Consider the following 2,294-nt stretch of genomic DNA (forward strand, 5'->3'; position numbering starts at 1 on the left):
GCACCCACACCGGCCGCGCCCCGGCCCGGCGCACCAGCGGCGCATAGGCATCATAGGCCGGTGCAAACAGGATCACTTCGTCGCCTGCACCGGCCACCGCCATGATGCTGGCCGCCAGCGCCTCGGTGGCGCCAGAGGTGATGATCACCTGATCGGGCGTCACCGCCAGCCCCTGCCGGCGGCGATAGAAATCCGCCACGGCGCGGCGCAATTCGGGCAGGCCGCGCATCGGCGGATACTGGTTGTAGCCGGTGGTGATCGCTGCGGCCCCCGCCGCCAGCACCTTGGCGGGCCAGCCGAAATCCGGGAAGCCCTGCCCCAGGTTGATGGCATCATGGGCACGGGCCAGGCCCGACATATGCTCAAATATGGTGGTGCCGGCCTGCATGGTGGCTTTCTGCCATGCAGGCCGGCGCAGAACCAGCCCCTCAGACTGCTGGCCGCAACTGATAGCTGTGGCGCATGATGAACGGCTGGCCCACGCTGCGGCTCATCCGGGTGAGGCGCAGCACCGGGCCATCGCGGGTGAGGATTTCGCGCACCATCACCGTGCGGCCATTTTCTTCGCCATTGCCATCGGCGACCAGCGTCACCACGCCCGTGGGTGAGCGGCGCAGTTCGGTCACGGCCAGCGTCTCGCGGCTCTTCTCGCCGGCAATCGTCAGCGATTTGCCATCGGGCGTGAACGACCAGTTCTGGCGGGAACGCACCGTCTTGCCGGGGCCATCATCCAAGGTCCAGCCCAGGGTCGGGCCATCTGCCGTCATCAGCGTCGGCAAGGTGGTGCGCTGATCATTGCCATAATCACGATAATCCAGCGTGCCAGCCCAATTTCCCGCCAGCGCGGCGGTGAGCGTGGCGGCCGCATCAACCGTTTGTGCGGGCAGGTTGCGCGCCACGTCCAGCGCACGGTCGCGCCCGGCCTCGAAATCGGCCAGGGTCGGCACCACCAGCACGTCTGCCTTTACCCCCCGCCGCGGTGTGAACTGCTTGATATTGGTGCGATTCCAGGCATTGGGCACGCGCACCTTGATGCCGCTAGCCGGCAAGTTCACGTTGAAGATCTGCCCCGCCGTCGGCCCTTCGGCGCTGCCCGAGCCTTCCTCCCCAACCAGTGTGGCGCCGCGGCGTTCCTTCAACCAGGCGACGGTGCGGGTGGCGCCTGAACCGTTCTGCGGGCTGGTCAGCACCGTCAGCCGGCCGGTGAAGCGTTGCGCAGCGGGCACCGGCAGGTGCTCGATGGTGCCGGCATCATCGTCGGTTTCATCAGGATTAGCCGGAATGCGATCATACCAGCCGTCGGATGTGGGAATGAAGCCGGCTTCCGGCGCGTTGAACAGTGCCTCACGATCCCCCCAACTGTCGATATACTTGGGCAAATCGCCATAACGGATCGCCTTCGATCGAACCGGCTTGCCCCAGGTGAAGGGCGCATCAAACAGGTGGCGCGCCAGTGCAATCGACGGGCCTTCGGAACCGCCGCCATTGTTCCGCAGATCAAGGATCAGATGCTCGGTGCCGGCCTCTTGCATCGCCTTGAAGAAGCTGCCGAGGAAAGGCGTGGTCGCCACCGGATTGCGATAATTCACGAAGGTATCGATCTTCAAACGGGCTGTCTTTCCAGCCATGCGCCAGGTGACACTGTTATAGAATTCATTGCGATATTTGCCGTCAGGCGCAGCGAGTTGCGTCCACTGATCAAAGTTGATCGGGGCAAGCTGGCTGGTCTGACCGGCCGCTTCTCCCGGCATTTTCCAGCTGAGATCCCAACGCGTTGGCGCGCCGAACAGGCCGGGCCAATATTCCTCCAGATCGCTGCCGCCCAGATCGCTATCGTCGGCAATCTTCACCGCCACGGCCTGATCGGTATCGCCGTCATAAGCGACGAGCGGCGCCACCGCGTTCAAAATCTGCGGCACCGGGAGACCATTGATGGCGGTGATCTCCGCGCCCTTGGGCAGCGCGCCCGAAAGCACGATCATGCGGCCTTCGATCAGGCGGAAGCGCAGCGGCAAGTGGCTGCCATTGGTCTTGCGCCACGTCTCGATGGCGTCAGGCAATTCGGGCTTGCTGTGGTCACAGTGGATGCTGGCCACCAGCCGTGCAATCTCGCGATGCAGGGTGAGCGTGGTTGTAGGCTGGCGAGCCAGCGCCTCCAGCCGGGCAAAGCCGGCATCAACTTGGCGCTTGGGCACATAGCGATACAGGCCGGGATGGATCGTCTCCATGGCCCGCCGCATCAGCGCGACGTCGCTGCTGGCCTGCGCCGGTGTCAGCAGCGGATTGGGCATATC

General features: G+C 64.8%; 2 protein-coding genes. Both read right to left on the reverse strand.

All coding sequences use genetic code 11. The features are described from left to right. Positions 1–388, reverse strand: a 388-nt coding sequence (locus RMO81_RS01290; protein ID WP_310473916.1) for an aminotransferase class I/II-fold pyridoxal phosphate-dependent enzyme, incomplete at its 3' end; no start/stop codon positions are given. A gap of 40 nt (positions 389–428) precedes the next feature. Continuing rightward, positions 429–2,294: S41 family peptidase (locus tag RMO81_RS01295; RefSeq protein WP_310473917.1), on the reverse strand; the 1,866-nt coding region annotated here is incomplete at its 5' end.

The sequence above is a fragment of the Sandarakinorhabdus sp. genome (assembly GCF_031422795.1).
Taxonomy (GTDB): domain Bacteria; phylum Pseudomonadota; class Alphaproteobacteria; order Sphingomonadales; family Sphingomonadaceae; genus Sandarakinorhabdus.